Annotated in this window: 16 protein-coding genes; 12 read left to right on the top strand and 4 right to left on the bottom strand. The window is 65.2% G+C overall.

Annotated elements, in window-relative coordinates; all coding sequences use genetic code 11:
* Positions 1–38: 38 nt before the first annotated feature.
* Positions 39–1,289 carry a LysR family transcriptional regulator gene (locus PVE73_RS06165; protein WP_277366107.1) on the top strand — a complete coding sequence of 417 codons (1,251 nt, stop codon included), beginning with the start codon at positions 39–41 and terminating at the stop codon, positions 1,287–1,289.
* 77 nt (positions 1,290–1,366) lie between these two features.
* Entirely contained in the window at positions 1,367–3,088 is a 1,722-nt protein-coding gene (locus tag PVE73_RS06170) for an acyl-CoA dehydrogenase family protein (protein WP_277366108.1), read from the top strand.
* A gap of 68 nt (positions 3,089–3,156) precedes the next feature.
* On the opposite strand, the gene PVE73_RS06175 is transcribed toward PVE73_RS06170, so the two are convergent.
* The gene (locus PVE73_RS06175) at positions 3,157–3,918 is read right to left on the bottom strand and encodes a 3-hydroxyacyl-CoA dehydrogenase (protein WP_277366109.1); all 762 of its coding nucleotides are present in this window, start codon (positions 3,916–3,918) and stop codon (positions 3,157–3,159) included.
* 208 nt (positions 3,919–4,126) lie between these two features.
* Complete coding sequence (locus PVE73_RS06180; protein ID WP_277366110.1) at positions 4,127–5,986, bottom strand: feruloyl-CoA synthase; 1,860 nt, start codon at positions 5,984–5,986, stop codon at positions 4,127–4,129.
* 135 nt (positions 5,987–6,121) lie between these two features.
* Between PVE73_RS06180 and PVE73_RS06185 the strand changes: the two genes are divergently transcribed.
* From PVE73_RS06185 to PVE73_RS06230, 10 genes are all read left to right on the top strand, one after another.
* Positions 6,122–6,910, top strand: a complete 789-nt coding sequence (locus PVE73_RS06185; RefSeq protein WP_346772401.1) for a crotonase/enoyl-CoA hydratase family protein — start codon at positions 6,122–6,124, stop codon at positions 6,908–6,910.
* On the top strand, positions 6,907–7,395 hold the full coding sequence (locus tag PVE73_RS06190) for a MarR family transcriptional regulator (RefSeq protein ID WP_277366112.1): 489 nt from the start codon (positions 6,907–6,909) through the stop codon (positions 7,393–7,395). Before PVE73_RS06185 ends, PVE73_RS06190 begins: the two co-directional genes overlap by 4 nt.
* Before the next feature lie 22 nt (positions 7,396–7,417).
* Positions 7,418–8,287, top strand: coding sequence for an amidohydrolase family protein (locus PVE73_RS06195; protein ID WP_277366113.1), 870 nt, complete (start codon positions 7,418–7,420; stop codon positions 8,285–8,287).
* A 69-nt stretch (positions 8,288–8,356) separates the two neighbouring features.
* Complete coding sequence (locus tag PVE73_RS06200) at positions 8,357–9,475, top strand: C4-dicarboxylate TRAP transporter substrate-binding protein (protein ID WP_277366114.1); 1,119 nt, start codon at positions 8,357–8,359, stop codon at positions 9,473–9,475.
* Between the two features lie 58 nt (positions 9,476–9,533).
* Entirely contained in the window at positions 9,534–10,073 is a 540-nt protein-coding gene (locus PVE73_RS06205) for a TRAP transporter small permease (protein WP_277366115.1), read from the top strand.
* Positions 10,070–11,377, top strand: coding sequence for a TRAP transporter large permease (locus PVE73_RS06210; RefSeq protein ID WP_277366116.1), 1,308 nt, complete (start codon positions 10,070–10,072; stop codon positions 11,375–11,377). The genes PVE73_RS06205 and PVE73_RS06210 overlap by 4 nt, the downstream gene beginning before the upstream one ends.
* A gap of 35 nt (positions 11,378–11,412) precedes the next feature.
* Positions 11,413–12,177 carry a GntR family transcriptional regulator gene (locus PVE73_RS06215; protein WP_277366117.1) on the top strand — a complete coding sequence of 255 codons (765 nt, stop codon included), beginning with the start codon at positions 11,413–11,415 and terminating at the stop codon, positions 12,175–12,177.
* Positions 12,178–12,272: 95 nt separating this feature from the next.
* Positions 12,273–13,580, top strand: coding sequence for an alpha/beta fold hydrolase (locus PVE73_RS06220; RefSeq protein ID WP_277366118.1), 1,308 nt, complete (start codon positions 12,273–12,275; stop codon positions 13,578–13,580).
* 196 nt (positions 13,581–13,776) lie between these two features.
* Positions 13,777–14,691: a dihydrodipicolinate synthase family protein gene (locus tag PVE73_RS06225; protein ID WP_277366119.1), complete on the top strand. Its 915-nt coding sequence runs from the start codon at positions 13,777–13,779 to the stop codon at positions 14,689–14,691.
* Positions 14,692–14,826: 135 nt separating this feature from the next.
* Complete coding sequence (locus tag PVE73_RS06230) at positions 14,827–15,180, top strand: RidA family protein (protein WP_277366120.1); 354 nt, start codon at positions 14,827–14,829, stop codon at positions 15,178–15,180.
* Positions 15,181–15,470: 290 nt separating this feature from the next.
* On the opposite strand, the gene PVE73_RS06235 is transcribed toward PVE73_RS06230, so the two are convergent.
* The gene (locus PVE73_RS06235; protein ID WP_277366121.1) at positions 15,471–16,475 is read right to left on the bottom strand and encodes a 4-hydroxyproline epimerase; all 1,005 of its coding nucleotides are present in this window, start codon (positions 16,473–16,475) and stop codon (positions 15,471–15,473) included.
* 457 nt (positions 16,476–16,932) lie between these two features.
* On the bottom strand, positions 16,933–17,559 hold the full coding sequence (locus PVE73_RS06240) for a hypothetical protein (protein WP_277366122.1): 627 nt from the start codon (positions 17,557–17,559) through the stop codon (positions 16,933–16,935).
* Positions 17,560–17,587: the final 28 nt, after the last annotated feature.

Consider the following 17,587-nt stretch of genomic DNA (forward strand, 5'->3'; position numbering starts at 1 on the left):
CGCTTCCGGATTTGCCGTCTGCCGTTCTAGATAGCGGCATGCAGCCTTATCCGAATCTGCGCCATATCCGGCTTTTCGAAGCGGCCGTCGACCTCGCCTCACTGTCGCGTGCCGCCGAGGCCGTCCACATCTCGCAACCTGCCGCCTCGCAGGCGATCTCCAGGTTGGAGGTATATTTCGGCGGTCTGCTCCTGCACCGGCAGGGCGCGCGCGTTTCTCCCACGGAACGCGGCACGGTCGTTGCGCGCCGGGCGCGCCGCAGCCTCGAACTCCTGCGCTCGGCCAGCGCCAATCTCGCGCGCCAGTCCCGTATCGGCAAGGGGCTGGCGATGGACTTGCTCGAAGTGCACGCCACCATCACGCAGCTTCGCGCGATCGCCGCTTTTGCTGATACGGGGACATTCCTGGGGGCCGCCCGGCTGCTCGGCCAGGCGGAGCCCTCGGTCCAGCGCGCGGCACGCCAACTCGAGCGTATCGTCCGCGTGCCGCTCTTCGACGGGGCGTACCGCTCACTGCGCCTCACGCCTGCCGGCGCCATGCTCGCCAGCCACGCGCATCTCATCCTGCGGGAACTCGACAGCGCCGGCGAGGAGGTGCGTGAGATCGACGGCAGGTTCGACGGGCGCATCGTCGTCGGCACCCTGCCGCTGGTGCGAACGAAGATCATCCCGGCGGCGATCGCGAAACTCTCCGCACTCCGTCCCGAGGCGAGCATCGAAATCCTCGACGGCGATTATGACAGCCTGATCGCCGCCCTCATGACCGGCAAGATCGATCTCCTCATCGGCGCCCTCCGCCGCAGCACATTAGACAAGCGGCTGGTGGAGGAGACGCTGTTCAGCGACGGCCTCTCCATCATCGCGCGGGCGGACCACCCGCTGCGGCAGAAGCGGGAAATCACCCACGAGGACCTCGCGCGCTATCCCTGGGTGCTGCCGCGCCGCGGCACGCCCACCCGCGCCATCTTCGAAGTGCTCGCGGAGCGATTTCCGCCGGGCGCGACGCCGAGCGGCAACATCGTCACCGGATCGCTGGTCGCCGTGCGCGGCATCCTCCTGCAGACGGATCGGCTCACGATCCTCTCGCGCCAGCAGATCGAGTATGATGAGAAGGCGGGGCTGCTGGGCGTCGTTCCCTTCGGCCTGCCCCAATCCGAGCGGCCGATCGGCATGACTTTACGCAGCAACTGGGAGCCGACGGCACTCCAGCGCGATTTCATCGCCGCCCTGCGCGAGGCGGTGGCGGAGGCTGCGGCAGGGGGAATGCCTCCGCGACCAATTGAAAAATAGATTGTTCAAAAGGAAACTATCTGTTTCCTTCGACGATGCCGGGAGGCAATGACCGTGAGGCTCGGAGGAGGTGCCGCGTGGGCTTCAGCAGACAGGCCGAAATCTCATCCCGATTGCTGGAAATCTCTTCCGCCTGGGCGGAGGTGCGCGCGGGCAGGGAGGAAATCGACGCGGATCTCGCCCGCATGATCCTGGGCGGTGCGGCGCAGTTCGCCGAGTCCCGGATCGAGCCGCTCGCTGCGGTCGCGGATCGTGAAGGCTGCGGCCTGCGGGAAGGACGGGTCATCACCCCACCCGGCTACAGGGAGACGTGGCAGGCGCTCTGCGAAACCGGCTGGCTCGGGCTCGACCTGCCTGCGCATGCGGGCGGGCCGGGGCTCCCGCTCACGCTCCACACCGCCGCGCAGATGCTCTTCGATCGGGCAAGCCCCGCCTTCGTGATGGTGGCGGGGGCGACCCGCTCGGCGGCCTTCGTGGTGAATGCCTTCGGAGACGAAGAAGCCCGGCGGGAATGGCTGCCGCGCCTCGTCTCGGGCGAATGGAGCGCGACCATCTGCATCTCCGAGCCCGACGCTGGCTCCGATGTTGGCCGCATCCGCACCCGCGCAGAAGAAGGCGGGGACGGTCTCTGGCGCATCTCCGGCCAGAAGTGCTGGATCTCCTTCGGTGATCATGACCTTACCGCCCGCATTGGCCATCTCCTGCTCGCGCGCACCGGCGAGGCGGAAGAGGGAACGCGGGGCTTGAGCCTTTTCCTCGTGCCGGACCAGGTCGTGGTCGGGAGTGGCGGCTTTCGTCGCAACGGCATCACCGTCGAGCGCATCGAGGAGAAGCTGGGATTGCACGGCTCGCCAACCTGCGTGCTGCGCTTCAATGGCGCTGAAGGCATTCTCCTTGGCGAGGTCCACCGCGGCCTGCCGCAGCTCTTCCTGATGATCGAACGCATGCGGCTGCTCACTGCCGGGCAGGGCGCGGCCACCGCGATCGCCGCGGTGGATATCGCCGAGCGTTATGCGCAGGAGCGCCGGCAAGGTGGCGCCCCGGAGGCGCCGCCGGTACCGATCATCGCGCACGCGGACGTGCAAAGGCAGCTCGCTGGCATGGCCGCGCGCACCTACGCCCTCCATGCCTTCGTGCTCGAGCTCGCCGCCGTTCTCGACCTTGCGGAAACCGGGGCGGAAGATCAGCGGGCGCTCGCGGCCTGGCTCATGCCCATCGCGAAGAATTTCGGCGCTGAGACCGGTTTCGATGCCGCGAGTGCGGCGATCCAGGTACTGGGCGGTGCCGGGTACACGAAGGAATGGCCGGCCGAGCGGCTGCTCAGGGATTCGCGCATCCTCTCCATTTTCGAGGGCACGACCGGCATGCAGGCGCTCGACCTGCTGCACCGCAGGCTGTGGAAAGATGAGGGCAGGGGCCTTCGCATCCTCGCCGAGCGCATACGTCACGAGGTGGCACAAGCAGGGGACCGGAAGGCGGCGGGCATGGCGGTCGGTATCCTGGAGCGGCTCGAAGCGCTGGCGGAGCATTTTTCGGAGCTCAAGACCGACCGACGCACCGCTGAAACAGGAGCCGATGCATTCTTCCGCGCAGCCTGGGCGGCCACCTTCGCCTGGATGTCGCTGCGCCTCGTCTCGCTTCTCGATTCCCCGCGTGACGATCTCGACCGCCATCTGGGTGCCCTCGGCCGGTATGGCCTATGCGAGGCCGAGGCGGAGATGCATGCAGCCGAGGCGCGATCCCGCATCCCCGCCGATCTGGTCTGTGCGCCGTGGCGGTATTTGGCGGCCGAGGACTGATTTACTGCCCGGCAGGATAGAGGGGCGGAGGAACGGTCTCTCTTCCGGCATCCATTCGCCGGCGCTTCCTATTTCGGAGCCATCCTGATGGCGCCGTCGAGGCGGATGATCTCGCCGTTCAGCATCTGGTTCTCGATGATGTGGCAGGCGAGCGCGGCATATTCCTCCGGCTCCCCGAGACGCGGCGGGAAGGGCACTTGCGCAGCAAGCGACTGCTGCGCTTCCTCCGGCAGGCTCGCGAGCATGGGCGTGCGGAAGATGCCGGGGGCGATGCTCACCACCCGAATGCCGGAGCGCGCGAGGTCGCGCGCGATGGGAAGCGTCATCGCGGCGATCCCGCCCTTGCTGGCCGAATAGGCGGCTTGGCCGATCTGGCCGTCGAAGGCCGCCACGGACGCCGTATTAACGATCACACCACGCTCGCCGCCATCCAATGGCTCGACCTCTTGGGCAATCGAGGCGAAAAGCCGGATCATGTTGAAGGTCCCGACCAGGTTCACCTCGAGGGTCTTTCGGAAGAGGTCGAGCGGATGTGGGCCGTTTTTGCCGACAGTGCGGCCCGCCGTCGCAATGCCGGCGCAGTTGACGAGGATGCGCGGCGCGCCGAGCTCGGCGGAAACGCCGGTGAACGCGGCTTCGCCCTGCTCGGCGCTGGCCACGTCGCAGGCGATTGCCAGCCCGCCGATGCTGTCTGCCACATCCTGCGCCCGGCCGGCATTGAGATCGACCACCGCGACGCGTGCGCCGCGTGTGGCAAGGGCGCGCGCCGTTGCCTCGCCGAGCCCGGAGCCGCCACCCGTCACCACCGCCACCATACCTTTCGGTTTCATCTAGCCTCCTAGATTCGCGTTCCTCTAACCCCCTCTGGCCTGCCGGCCATCTCCCCCTCAAGGGGGGAGATTACGCCGGCCACATGTTCCGAGCCTGTCTGCAACACCAGCAATTGGCGAAAGCAAAGGTGGCGTCTGATCTCCCCCCTTGAGGGGGAGATGGCCGGCAGGCCAGAGGGGGGTGAGAAGAATGCAACCTCTCCAGTTATCAGATCTCGATCACGCGGTCCGAATCCGAATAGAGTTCCTCGACCCATTCGCCGCGGTTGCGCAGGATGGCCCGCTGGTTGATCGAGCCCTTGTCGGTTGTCTCGCCCTTGTCCATGGAGGGTGGCGGGTCGACCAGCACCATGCGCCGCACGAGTGTGGAAGAGCCGGTGTTGCCGGCGGCAAGCGACTGCAACTTTTCCTTCAGATGCGCGCGCACGGCGGGGTGTGCGAACAGAGCCAGTGGTTCGGCGGGCGCATTCTGCCCGGCGATCCCGGCCAAGAGCTTCAGGTCGGGGAAGACGAGCGCACCGATACAGGGCCGGTCGGGGCCGGCGATCGCCACGTCGCGCACCACCTCGCCGAAATGGTTGATGAACTGGGTGCGAAGCGCACCGGTGCTCACCCAGGTGCCGGTGTCGAGCTTGAAATTCTCCGCCGTGCGCCCATCGAAGAAGAAGCCCGCCGTCAGGTCTTCGGGGTCGGCGAAGCGGAGCGCGTCGCCGAAGCGGTAATAGCCCTCCTCGTCGAAGGCTTCCGCCGTCAGCGCCGGCGCGTTCCAATAGCCGGGCGTGATGTTGGGACCCTTCACGCGTGCGTCGAGCTTGCCGTCCATGGGCACCAGCTTCAGCGAAACCCCGTGGCAGGGCAGGCCCACATTGCCCGCCTTCTCCTGCGGCCAGGTGCACATCAGGCAGGCGGGCGCGGTCTCCGTCGCGCCGAGCCCTGTCGCAAGCAGAACGCATTCGCCCGTCGTTTCGATGGAAAGCCGTTCCAGTGCATCCCAGGTGTGCTGGGCCATGCCGGCGCCCGCATACCAGAGGAGCTTCAGGTCCTTGAAAAAGGTCTCCCGCAAGGCGCCGTCCGCTTCCAGATGGGGGATCAGTGCCTCGAAGCCCTTCGGCACATTGAAATACCAAGTGGGCGATATCTCGCGCAGATTGCGCACGGTCCTGCCGATGTCGTCCCTGGTCGGCCTGCCGTCGTCGACATAGAGCGTGCCGCCGTTGAAGAGGGCAATGTAGAAGACCTTGTTGCCGCCGGCAGTGTGGTGCCAGGGCGCCCAGTCGAGCAGCACCGGCGGCTCGTCCTTGAAGTAGGCGAAGGTCTCCCGGCTCATGACCTGGTTGGACGAGATCATGCGGTTGGTGTTGATCACCGCCTTGGGCGAGCCGGTCGAGCCGGAGGTGAAGAGGAACTTCGCGATCGTGTCGCCCGTCACCGCGCGGTAGGCGTCGTCGACGGCGGGGCGGGGGTCCGTGGCCAGCGCGCGGGCGAAATCCTCCTCCGGCCCGCGCGCGCCTCTGGTGTGGAGCCGCTTCGTCTTCGGAGCCACAGCCTCGATCGCCGGCCCGAAGCGTTCCGCGTCATTGGCGAAGATAAGGCCGGGGCGGATCGCCTCGAAGGTCTCGCGCAGCCGCGCATAATCCGTCGAGACCAGCGAGTAGGCGGGCGAGATCGCCGCATAGGGAATGCCGGCATAGGCGGCCGCGAGGCTGAGCAGCGCGTGTTCGAGATCGTTGCCGGAAAGGATGGCGAGCGGCGAGGACGCTGAAAGTCCGCGATCGATCAGGAATTGTCCGAGCCGGCGGGCCTTCGCAAGCGCGTCTGCATAGCTCAACCGACGCCATTCGCCGTCGGGGCCGCGGTCGGCGTAAAGCGTCCGTTCGGGCACCCGCTCCGCCCAATGCACCAGCATGTCCGCGATGCGCTCGGGATAGGCAGGCAGTGGTTCCACCTGTTCCAGGTAGATGGTGCCGCCTTCGCCCCGGCGGATGTTGATCCTTGGTGTCCAGCATCGCACGGGCCTGTATGGCGCCCGCGCCTTCGGGGTGGCGGCTCCCAGCACGGCTTGGTTCATCGGCTCCTCCCTTGGGCTTCCGCATGTTCCTCCCGCGGAAGCGCCTTGACACCTGCGAACGAGTTCGTTCAATAATTAATAGTTCAATAGTGGACAGTGTCAATTTCGATGATTGGCGCTCCGAACGGGGAAATGATGCCGCTGGTCACATACGAACTTGCCGACGATGTCGCGGTGCTCACGCTCTCCCGCCCGGAAAAGCGCAATGCGATGAGCGATGCGATGCTGGGCGACCTCGGTGATGCTGTCGACCGGGCGGCGCGCGAGGCGAAAGCCGGGGTGCTGCGGGGCGAGGGGCAGCACTTCTGCGCCGGGCTCGACCTCGCGGAGCATGTGGACAAGTCGCTGATGGAGGGCATCGCCGGCTCGCGCGGCTGGCATGCCGTCTTCAACCGCATACAGCGCGGCACCATCCCGTATTTCGTGGCGCTGCACGGGGCGGTTGTCGGCGGCGGCCTGGAGCTGGCGGCCGTCGGGCATGTTCGCGTCGCGGAGCCCAACACCTATTTTGCTCTCCCGGAAGGGCAAAGAGGCATCTTCGTCGGTGGCGGCGGTTCGGTCAATGTCGCGCGCCTGATCGGCGTTTCCCGCATGATGGACATGATGCTCACGGGCCGCGTCCTCTCGGTGGAGGAGGCGGAGCGCTACGGTGCCGTGAGTTACCTCGCCGAGCCGGGCGGGGCCTTCGCCAAGGCCATGGAGCTTGCGCGTAGAGCCGCGGGCAACGCACCGCTTTCCAACTATCTCATCATCAATGCCCTGCAGCGGATCCATGACAGCGGCCATGACGAGGGGCTGTTCTTCGAATCGATGATCGCGTCGCTCACCCAGGGTACGCCGGAAGCGCATGAGAGGTTGCGCGCCTTTCTCGACAAGAAGGCCGCGCGCCTTGCGATTCCCAACGGAGAGGAGGCAGGCGGATGAGCGCGGTGGAGCCCATTCGCGCCGATCCCGATCAGCGGGATCCGAAGGCGAGGCTTTCCTTCGGACCGATCGAGCATTCCATCGGCTTCCTGCTGCGCATCGCGCAGCTCACCATCTTCGAGCGGACTTTCGCGGAGCTCCAGCGCCGCGATGTCAGGTTCGGGGAATTCACCATCCTGCTCGCCATTCACGAAAATCCCGGCGTGCGCCAGGGGGTGATCGCGGACGTGCTCAAGATCAAGTGGTCGAACATGACCAAGCTCGTCCGCTCCCTCGAGGAGCGCGGGCTGGTGGAGCGCTTCGTGCCGCCGCATGACCGACGCTCCGTGGAACTTCGCCTGACGAGGGCCGGCCGCGGCCTCGTCGAAGCCGGCGCGCCGCTCATGCAGGAGGCGGACCGTCGGTCGCTTTCCATGCTGTCGGAGGCGGAGCGCGCCCAGCTCCTGACGCTGCTCAGGAAGGTATCGGGATGGCCGCCACTGTGAAACTGCCTGGAGGGAGGGTCTGATGTTCGATCCGGACGCACTCGTCGCCATCGATTTCCACACCCACGCCGAGGAGCCCTGCGGAACGCATCACGACGACGGCTATGACGATTTCCAGGCCGGCATGGCGGCCTATTTCAAATCACCCTTTCCCCATCCGCCCACCATTCCGGAGACTGCCGCCTACTATCGCGAGCGCCGGATCGGCGCGGTGATCTTCCCGGTCGACGCGGAGCGGGAGTCCGGCTATCGCCGCTACAACAACGAGGAGATGGCGGCGCTGGCGGCCGAACACAGCGATGTGCTCATCCCCTTCGCCTCGATCGATCCGGCCAAGGGCAAGATGGGTGCGCGCGAGGCGCGGCGGCTGGTCGAGCATTTCGGCATCCGCGGCTTCAAGTTCCATCCGACCTTCCAGGGCTTCTATCCGAACGACCGCAGCGCCTATGTGCTCTACGAGGCGATCGCGGAAGCGGGCGTGCCGGCGCTCTTCCACACGGGGCAGACGGGCGTCGGCGCGGGCATGCGGGGCGGCAACAATATGCGCCTCAAATACTCGAACCCGATCTATCTCGACGATGTCGCGGCCGACTTCCCGGACATGCAGATCATCATGGCCCACCCCTCCTTCCCCTGGCAGGAGGAGGCGCTGGCGGTCGCCACCCACAAGCCGAATGTGTGGATCGACCTGTCCGGCTGGTCGCCGAAATATTTCCCGCCGATCCTGGTGAAATACGCGAATTCGCTGCTCAAGGACCGGGTTCTCTTCGGCTCCGACTGGCCGGCGATCCTGCCCGACCGGTGGCTCGCCGATTTCGAGAAGCTCGACATCAAGCCGGATGTGCGGCCCCTGATCCTGAAGGAGAATGCCAGGCGGCTGCTGGGAATCTGAAAGGGCTTGAGGAGAACGGCCCTGATTTGAAAGCGCGGCCTGGAACCGCGCGATGAGGAGGAGGAAGACATGAAAGCCTTAGTCACCGCTGCATTGGCCTTGGGCCTCTGCTCGTCCATGGTCGCGGCCGAGGCCCGCGACCTTCGGCTCGCGCCCGGCGCGCCGCCGGCGCATCCCGCCTATGATCCGCTCTACTCCACGCTGGTGGAGGAACTGCCGAAGGAGACCGATGGCGCGCTCACCGGCACGGTGCTCGGCACCGAGGTGGTGAATATCGGCGGCATGAAGGGCGCCCTGCAGTCCGGCATCGCCGAGGTGGGCAATCTCTTGCCGCTCTACTTCCCCGGAGACCTGCCGAACTCGGCGCTCATCGGCGACCTCGCCTTCCTCGGCCGCGATCCGCATGTCATGGGTGCGGCGATGACCGAATATGTCGTCACCTGCGAGGACTGCCAGGCCGAGTTCGCCAAGCTCGGCGCCGTCTTCCTGGGCGCCGGCTCGTCTGATGTCTACGTTCTTCTCACCACCAAGCCCGTGCGCACGAAGGCCGATCTGCAGGCCCTGCGCCTCAGGAGCGGCGGAGCGCCCTTCGCCCGCTGGGCCGAATATGTCGGCGCGTCGCCCGTCAATGTGCCGGTCTCCGACACGTTCGAGAGCATGTCGCAGGGTGTGATCGACGGCACGATGGGCTCCATCTCCGACCTCATGTCCTACCGGCTGGTGGACCTCGCCCGCTACGTGATCGAGCTGCCGCTGGGCACCTATCACGCGACCTCCAATTTCACGGTGAATTCCGACGCCTGGAAGTCGCTCAGCGCGGAGGAGCGCCGCGGTTTCGTCCGCGCTGCCAACAAGGGCAATGTCGCCTTCACGGAGAACTGGGGTTTCGAGCGGCCGGACATCGCGCGCAAGGCCGCGGCCGACGCCGGGCTCGAATTCATCGAGCCGGAGCAGGAACTGGTGGACGCCACCGCCGCCTTCACCGAAGAGGACCTGCAGAAGGCGGCCGGCATCGCGGAGAGCCAGTACGGGATTTCCGACGCTGCGGCCAAGGTCGCCCGCTTCCGGGAACTGGTCACCAAATGGACCGGTCTCGTCGAGGAAGCCGGGCACGACCCGCAGAAGATCGCCGAGGCGATCCAGGCGGAGGTCTGGGACAAGGTCGACTACGAGACATACGGCATGTGACGTCACCGGCGGCGCAGCCGTTCCGCCGCGCCGCCTCCCTCCTTCGAAAGGGATAGCGATGCGCTCCCGCATCCTTGCCTTGGTCCGGCAACTCACGAGCCTGCTCGCCCTCGTCGGGGCTGTCGGCGTGCTGGCGATGCTCCTCCATGTCACTGCGGATGTCGTCGCGCGGCAGGTTCTTACCCGCTCCATCCCGGCCACGGTGGAGATCGTGTCTCGCTACTACATGCTGCTCATCGCCTTCCTGCCGCTCGGCTGGACCGAGCGGCGCGGAGAGATGATCAGCGTCGATCTCTTCTCCGGCCTCTTCCGAGGGCCCCTCGACCGGATCAACATGGCCTTCGTCCATCTCCTCAGCCTCGCGGCCTTCCTGTTGCTGGCTTACACCACCTGGTTCGCGGCCATGCGCGAATTCGGGGCCAAGAGCTTCGTGCTCTCGCTCAGCGTGGCGGTGCCGGTCTGGCCGGGCTTCTTCATCCTGCCGGTCGCCTTTGCGCTCGCAAGCGTCGTCACCGCGCTCAGGCTCTATCTCTGCCTGACGGGACAGGAAGATGCAGAGGCATTCACGGAAACGGGCGAAAGGGGAACCCAACCGTGAGCGTCACCACCGGGCTTGCCGGAATCGCCGTCCTTCTTGTCCTTCTGGCGTTGCGCGTGCCGGTCGCGGTGGCGCTCATCCTCGTCTCCTTTGGCGGGATCTGGCTGATGCTGGGCTTCACGCCGGCCGTCGGCATCCTGACGACGACGCCTTACGATTTCGTGGCGAGCTGGACACTGTCGGCCGTGCCCATGTTCCTGCTCATGGGTTTCGTCGCCTATCACGCGGGGCTGACCACGAGCCTCTTCGGCGCCGCCAACCGGGCGCTCCGCCGCATGCCGGGCGGTCTCGGCATGGCGGCCGTGCTTGCCTGCACGGGCTTTGCCTCCGTCTGCGGATCGAGCCTCGCCTGCGCGGCCGCGATGGGGCGAATCGCCATCCCCGAGATGATCAGGGCCGGCTACCGGCCGAGCTTCGCCACGGGCACGCTCGCCGCCGGCGGCACGATCGGCGCGCTGATCCCGCCATCCATCCTCATGATCATTTATGGCGTCTTCGCCGAGACCTCGGTGACCAAGGTGTTCCTCGGCGGCATCTCGGTGGGCGTGCTCACCGCCGCCTCGTACTGCCTGCTGATCTATGTCGTCGCCAAGCTGCGTCCCGATGTCGTCCCGCTGCCGGAAAAGGATGGCGCGGCAATCCAGGAGGTCGGGGTCTGGCGGGCCATCTGGCCGCTTCTGGCGCTCATCGCCCTCGTCTTCGGCGGCCTCTTCAGCGGCCTCTTCACCGCCACCGAGGCGGGGGCGATCGGTGCGGCCGGCGCGATCGTCATCGCACTCGTCACCCGGGAGCTCAACTGGAAGCGCTTCCGGATGGCACTGCTGGAAACCGTCGGCACCTCGGTTTCTCTTTTCATCATCGGCGTGGGCGCGGTCATGTTCACGCGATTCCTGGGGTTGAGCGGTACTGCGGGCTTCATAAGCTCCGCGGTCACCGCCTGGGACCTGAACTATGTCGAGCTCATGATCCTGATCGTGGTGCTCTATCTGATCCTCGGAATGTTCATGGAGCCTTTCGGGGCCATGCTGGTCACGCTTCCGGTGCTCCTGCCGCTGCTCAATACCGCCTCCATCAGCCTCGTCTGGTTCGGCGTGCTGCTCGTCAAGCTTCTCGAAGTGGGCATGATCACGCCGCCGCTCGGCATGAACGTCTTCGTCATCCGCAATGTCGCCGGCCAATATGCCAGCCTCAACGATGTCTTCCGCGGCGTGTCTCTCTTCATCGTCACCGACATCGTAATCATCGCGCTTCTCATCGCCTTTCCCGGCCTCGTCCTTGCCATTGCCGATCTGCGCGCGCATTGAGCTTGCCGTCCCGGCGTGCTTGAATGCAGGTGACAATGCAGAGGCCCAACTTGCGCAACACCGGCGAGAAGAGGAAGAAGGAGGCTTCCGCTTCGGCTGCCAAGCCGAACGGCGAGCGGGTGCGTGGCGCGGGTTCGCAGACGGTCTATCATGCGTTGCGCAAGGCCATCCTGGAGCTCGAGCTCGCCCCCGGCAGCGGCCTCGACGAGGTGCGGCTCTCGGAGCAGTTCCGGATGTCGCGCACGCCCATCCGCGAGGCGCTGGTGCGGCTCGCCGCCGAGGGGCTCGTCAACACGCTGCCCAACCGCAACACCATCGTCGCGCCGATCGATTTCGTGCGGCTGCCCGTCTATTTCGAGGCGCTGACGCTCATGTACCGCGTCACCACGCGGTCGGCCGCCGTCCACCGCAAGCCGGAGCACCTCGCCAAGATCCGCAGCTATCAGGCGCTGTTCGCCGAATCCGTGCGCCAGCGCGACGCGCTTGCCATGATCGAGGCCAACCGCGATTTCCATGTGGCGATCGCCGAGACGGCGGGAAACCATTATTTCACCGGTCTCTTCACGCGGCTGCTCGATGAAGGGCGGCGCATTCTCAGGCTCTATTATTCCTCCTTCGACGACCGCCTGCCCAGGCAATATGTCGAGGAGCACGAGCGGATCATTGCGGCCGTCGAGTCGGGTGACGCGGAGCTCTGCGAACGGCTCGCCACGGACCATGCCGCGCAGATCGTAAGGCAGATCCAGAGCTATCTCGTGCGTGACACGGCCGCTCAGGTAAGCCTGGACGCCGGATCCTGAGAACAACCGGTTCATTTATGTAGGCAGTTTGTCGACCGAATTGCCGCGACCTGCTTTATATGCGACCAATCCGCATGTCAGAGAGGCGAGGAACGATGCTTGTAGGCGAATACACGATCCCCGGCATGCATGTGCGCGATCATGTGGTGCCGGTGCCGCTCGACTGGTCGAAGCCCGACGGCGCGTCGATCGAGGTCTTCGCGCGCGAGGTGGTGGATCCGACGCGCAGGGACGAGGATCTGCCGAAGCTTGCCTTTCTGCAGGGCGGACCCGGCGGCAAGTCGCCCCGCCCGGTTCCCGGCAGTCCGCCCTGGCTTGCGGAGGCGCTCGAGACGCACCGCGTCATCCTCGTGGACCAGCGCGGCACGGGACGCAGCTCGCCCATCGAACGCCGGGTGATGGAGCGCTTTTCCACGGCCGATGCGGCCGCGGACTATCTGGCCTGCTTCCGCGCGGATTCCATCGTCGCCGATTGCGAGCACCTGCGGAAGCAGGTGTTCGGCGGCGGCAGATGGGAGACGCTGGGACAGAGCTATGGCGGGTTCCTCACGCTCACCTACCTTTCGCAGGCGCCGGAGGGCCTTTCCGCCTGCTATGTCACGGGCGGGCTTGCGAGCATCCGTCCTTCGGCGGAGGAGGTCTACCGGCGCACCTATCCGCGCGTGGCCGCGAAGACCGCGCGCTATTACAAGCGCTACCCCGGCGATGTGGAGCGCGTGGGCGCGTTGGCCGACTTCATCGACGCCCATGACGTGCGCCTGCCCGATGGCGACCGCTTGACGGTGCGGCGCCTGCAGACCGTCGGCAACGATTTCGGCATGGCTCCGGGTTTCGAAAACATCCATTGGCTCGTCGACGAGGCATTCTCCGGCCCGGAACGCCTTTCCGATCACTTCCTTTGGGCGGTGATGTCGTTGACCTCCTACGATTCCAACCCGCTTTTCGCCGTTCTCCAGGAAAGCATCTATGGCGAAGGGGAGGGCGCGACGGACTGGGCGGCGGAACGCGTGCGTGGTGATTTTCCGGAGTTCGTGCCCGAGCGGCGGCCGCTCCTCTTCACTGGCGAGATGTTCTTTCCCTGGATGTTCGAGGAAATCCGCTCGCTCAGGCCTTTCCGGGCGGGCGCGGAAGCGTTGGCGAAACGGCCGGGCTACAGCCGCCTCTACGATGCTGAGCGGCTTGCTTCGAACGAGGTGCCGGTCGCGGCCGTGATCTATCACGACGACATGTATGTGGATGCCGGCTTGTCACTCGAGACGGCCGCCCATGTCGGCAATCTTCAGTACTGGATCACCAACGAGTACGAGCATGACGGCGTACGTCAGTCGGGCGAGGTCTTCAAGCGGCTGACGAAGCTTGTGAAGGAGAACGGTGGCCCCCTGAAGGGGGAGGCGCGGGGGTAAATTCCGCCCCATTTCCGCACCTAGAAGAGGTTCCCGCAAAACAGAATTCCACTCGCTCTTCGCTATCGCACTGCTCGACTTGACGACGGAATCCGGGCACCTGCCCGATCACGATTCCCGCAACTTTCTGTCGACAAACTAAATACAACACTTTAAAGTTCAAGCGATCTACAGTTCACCTTCGCAGAGGAATGGAATGCAGAAGAGCGACTTCCGCGGCGTGTTGCCCGCAATCACCACGAAGATGACGGCTGACCAGGAAGTCGATCTCGCTGGCGTCCGGGCAGACATTGCCTTCCAGATCGAGGGCGGGGTGGATGCGATCGTGCTCTGCGGCTCGCTGGGCGAGGCTTCCAGCCTGACGCGGGATGAGAAGATCGCCATAGCCAAGGCCGCGAAGGAAGAGGCGAAGGGACGTCTGCCGATCGTACTCACGATCGCCGAGGATTCCACCGCCGCCGGCGCCTCGCTTGCCGCGGAAGCCGAAAAGATCGGCGTCGATGGCCTGATGGTGCTGCCAGCCATGCGGTATCTGGCCGATGACCGCGAAGTGGTGGTCCATTACCGTGCCGTCGCGGCGGCTTCGAAGCTCCCCATCATCATCTACAACAACCCGCTCGCCTACGGCATCAACATCACCACCGAGATGCTGAAGGAGATGGCCGACGAGCCCAAATTCGTGGCCATCAAGGAATCGACGGGCGACACCCGCCGCATCAACGAGACCATCGACGCGCTCGGCGACCGCTATCAGCTCCTGACCGGCGTGGACGATCTGGCGCTCGAAAGTCTGATCCTGGGCTGCTCCGGCTGGATCGCCGGCCTCGTCGTGGCTTTCCCGAAGGAGACGGTGGCGATCTACAGGCTGGCCGCGCAAGGCCGCATCAAGGAGGCGCTGGAGATCTATCGCTGGTTCCTGCCGCTGCTCCACCTCGATATCGGACCGAAATTCGTCCAGAAGATCAAGCTCTGCGAACACATCGTGCGCGGCACCTCGCCCGCCGTGCGCCAGCCGCGCCTGCAACTCGTCGGCCAAGAAGAGGCGGAGGTTCGCGCCGTCGTGGAAACGGGGCTCAAGAATCGTCCCGATCTCAGCAAGTACGGATTTTAAGCGGCGCCTGAGCACGAGCTTGCTGCATCCGGCCTTGCCACTTGCGCAGGAACGCGATCGCAGGCACTAGGCGGCGGGGGACCGGAGAGGTCGCCCGCCTTCTTCATGAACAAGGATCAGGAGTACGGAGCGGAAATGTCCATTGAGCGAATCGAAGTTGGTCCCCGCATGAGCCAGGTCGTCGTGCACGGCGACACCGTCTATCTCGCCGGCGTCGTTGCCGACAAGCGTGCCGGTACATCCGTGGCGGATCAGACCACGCAGGTGCTCCGGCGCATCGACGAACTGCTGGCGAAAGCGGGCACGGACAAGACCAAGATCCTCAAGGCGACGATCTGGCTGCGCGACATCGCAAGCTTCGACGAGATGAACACCGTCTGGGACAAGTGGGTCTCGCCCGGCAACGCTCCCGCCCGTGCCTGCGTGGAATCCCGCATGGCCGCCCCGGACGTCCTGGTGGAAATCCAGGTGACGGCGGTCAAGGGCTGAGTCCGCCATAAGGGCGGTTCTCTTCCTCGATCGCTGGCGAGCCATTGATGTTCAGGCATGGATCGTCGGGTCAAGCCCGAGGATGACGAGGAGGAGAGGCTTCAGCCAATCACCGATGCTGGGGCAACCATCGACGCCGGTGGTTTGCCGCTTGCGTTCTTGCAGTCGTCATCCTCGGGCTTGACCCGAGGATCCATGCCTGAACGCTGCCGTATCGCCCACGACCAAAACAAGGGCTGTTGATCGGGGCAGTTGCGGTTCCGTAACTGCCCTTCCTTTGCCCCGCCCCTTCACTCCACCGTGAACCCCTTCACAAAGGGGTCGCGGTCGTCGAGGAAGATGGTGTTGTAGCCTGTGATCCAGGCTTGGCCGGCGACGGAGGGCACGATGGCGTCGTATTCGCCGACCTTGGCTGCCGCCTCCACCTTGCCCCAGAACAGGCTGCCGATGATGCTCTCGTGGACGAAGCTGTCGCCCACCGTGAGCTCGCCCTTGCCCGCCTTCTGTGCCATGCGGGCGGAGGTGCCGGTGCCGCAGGGCGAGCGGTCGATGGCCTTCTCGCCATAGAAGACCGCGTTGCGGGCGTCGGCCTCCGGATGCTTCGGCGTACCGGTCCACATCACGTGGCGGAGGCCCTTGATGGTCTGAAATTCCGGGTGCTGGAAGGTGTACTTCTCGTTGATCAGATGGCGGGCCACCGGCGATAGCTGCTGAATGTCGAAGGCCGAGAACTGGCTCATATCCTCGAAGCCGGGCTGCGGCTCGAAGATCGCGTAGAAATTGCCGCCATAGGCGACGTCGAATTTCAACGGGCCGACGCCGGGAAGATCGATCTCCAGATTTCTCGCGTAAAGGAAGGAGGGCACGTTGGTGATCTTCACCCTGGTCACGTGCCCGGCATCGTCCATCTCGTATTCGGCCTCGATGATGCCGGCCGGCACTTCGAGCCTGAGCCTGCCGGGCACGCTGGGCGTCACGAGTCCTTCCTCGATCATCACGGTCACGGTGCCGATCGTGCCATGGCCGCACATGGGCAGGCAGCCCGAAGTCTCGATGAAGAGGATCGAGCCGTCCACGTCGTCGCGGAGGGCGGGATAGAGGATCGAGCCGCTCATCACGTCGTGCCCGCGCGGCTCGAACATCAGGCCGGTGCGGATCCAGTCATATTCGGCGACGAAATGCTCGCGCCTCGCGTTCATCGTGTCGCCTTTGAGATCGGGGCCGCCGCCTGCGATCACGCGCACGGGGTTGCCGCAGGTGTGGGCGTCGATGCAGAAGAAGCTTTTCCTGGCCATGGTGAACCTATTGAAGGCTGTTGATGCTGTAGGAAGCAAGTTGGACAGCGTCGCCTCGTCGAGCACGCCGGCGGGCGCCGGCGAGAAACGAGGATGGACCGGGGCAGCGTATCATGGACGGTGCGCATGCCCTGTCGCCCGCCCACCCCTTGCCGGCGCTGCGTCCGTCATCCTCCCGGCCGCGGCCATCAAGCATCACTCCGTAGTCGCTCCCGCCATTGCCCGTTATCGGCATCGTTTTCCAGCATGCTGCTGGTAAGAATGGCTAGGAGTATGGCGCTACGTGGTTTCATGACGGTTTCCGTTCCCCAGGAGCTTCGTTGTCCTCTGCTCCTCGCATTCCATATCGTATCCAAATTGTCGACAACACAGAAATCGTGCCGAACTCCAGCAGGATTTTCATCCCAGGCCGGGGGCGTTCAGCCGTGGTACCGGCGCGATGCCGGGCTATGTCGCTTCAGGTGTCTCTTTGGAGATCGGAAACCAGTCTTCTTCTCTCTCGCCTTCCTCTGATCTGCTTGGTTGCGATGTCTTCGCCTTCGATGTGGATCCGGCCTTCCTCGTCGTGCAGGACGAATCGTCTTCGGGCGCCGATGGGGAGATCTTCCTGGCCATATATTCCCAGGACCTCGATCGTGACGGCGGTCACCGCCGCCTGCTCCGCGCGGGAGGCGACGGAGCCCCCGGTCTGGGTTTTCAGAACATGGCGCACAAGGCTGCCGAAGGTTCCGATATCCCTGATCTCGCCGGTCGATAAAGGACCCTGCCGGGTGCGCAGCCGCGGATCGTTTGGAACGCCGTCACCCTCCAGCTCCAGCACGTCGGTCACGGGGCAGATCAGCGTCGCATCGGGGGTGTCCAGCGTCACGATGACGCTTTGCACGTAGACCGGCCCGGAACTCATATTGCTGACAAAACAGCGTCCTTCCAGGTCTTCGCCGGCACCGCGCGTTATGAGAAGCGTCGCGCGCAGCTGCCGGCGGTAACTGCTGACGAAGACCTGCAGATAGATCACCCAAACCAGCAGCGTTCCGGCCCCCGTCAGTGCGGTGATCAGGTCATGGTTCTGTTCGATCCACTGCAATCGAATCCCCTGGTTGGGCCGCCGGCGT

This window comes from Chelativorans sp. AA-79, assembly GCF_029457495.1.
In the GTDB taxonomy this organism is placed as follows: Bacteria; Pseudomonadota; Alphaproteobacteria; order Rhizobiales; family Rhizobiaceae; genus Chelativorans.